The following is a 1,081-nucleotide window of genomic DNA, read 5'->3' on the forward strand; positions in this document are numbered from 1 at the left end:
TAAAAGTGTCAACACACCCTACTATTTTTTAAATAAAGCCAGTTAAAAGCCCTTCACATTCATAGTGCTAGCGATGGCATAATAAAGACTGATTTATCATACTTTTTTATTATGCAATCGCTTTGGTTAGTATCCCAGCTTCTGGTCTGTTTAGTGCTTGGTTTTGTTTTTGCGAAACGGCTTCCTGCTCCCCTCACAAAAATCTGCTTTAAGGTTCTTCCGTATTTTAGTTATATTTTGCTGATTGCCATCGCTTTTGAGTTTTCTGAACTTTTAGCGGAATTACCTCATCCTGCTCAGATTCTAAATACCTCTATTACAATTGCTTTTCTCACCTCTATTGGGGCATTTGGCTGTTGTTATCTGCTCTTTAAATGGGCAGATTTCCAGCCTTCTTCTGGACGGGTATCCACTGAGCTAGTGATTAAATCACTGGTCAATATCAGTTATGCGTTCTTTGCCTTAGCCGCTGGATACTTGCTGCATTATAGTTTCACTCAAATAGGGCTTTCTGTTCAGATCAGCACTTGGCATTTATTACTGGTCTTTATGTTTCTAATTGGACTGGATCTCGCCTACTCACCACTTGATCGCTCATGGTTGAACTGGAAAATCCTGCTGGTTCCGGCAGGTTGTATTGCTGGTTCATGCGTGGCAGCAATTGCCTATTCTTTCTGGAATCCAGATATTCATTTAAAAGACCTGATTATGCTGTCGCAAGGTTATGGTTTTTATTCCATGTCGGGTGTTGTCGTCACAGAACTGAGAAATGCAGAACTGGGTAGTATTGCCCTGATGAATGACCTGTTTCGGGAAATTTTTGCGATTTTACTGATGTATTGTGCCGGCTGGCGTTACCCAAGATCAGCAATTTCTGCTGCAGGTGCGACTGCGATGGATGTGACTTTACCCATGGTCAAACAGGCCTGTGGCAATGATTTTATTCCACATGCCATGGTGAGCGGTTTTATTTTATCTGTATTGGCGCCAGTAGCGGTAAGTGTGTTGGCGGTAATTTAAAAATCCCTCCCGACCTCCCTTTTTTAAAGAGAGGAGAAGTCCATTGCTGTCCCACAATTTT

Annotated in this window: 1 protein-coding gene; it reads left to right on the forward strand. The window is 41.8% G+C overall.

Annotated features, from left to right (window positions below; genetic code table 11):
• Positions 1-111: 111 nt before the first annotated feature.
• Complete coding sequence (locus tag G5T77_RS17005) at positions 112-1,020, forward strand: lysine exporter LysO family protein (RefSeq protein ID WP_166139651.1); 909 nt, start codon at positions 112-114, stop codon at positions 1,018-1,020.
• Positions 1,021-1,081 lie beyond the last annotated feature (61 nt).

The sequence above is a fragment of the Acinetobacter sp. GFQ9D191M genome (assembly GCF_011174875.1).
Classification (GTDB): domain Bacteria; phylum Pseudomonadota; class Gammaproteobacteria; order Pseudomonadales; family Moraxellaceae; genus Acinetobacter.

What these genes read in the sequence shown, in the direction of transcription:
- G5T77_RS17005 (WP_166139651.1), top strand. Translation starts at nt 112, where the DNA reads ATGCAATCGCTTTGGTTAGTATCCCAGCTTCTGGTCTGTTTAGTGCTT.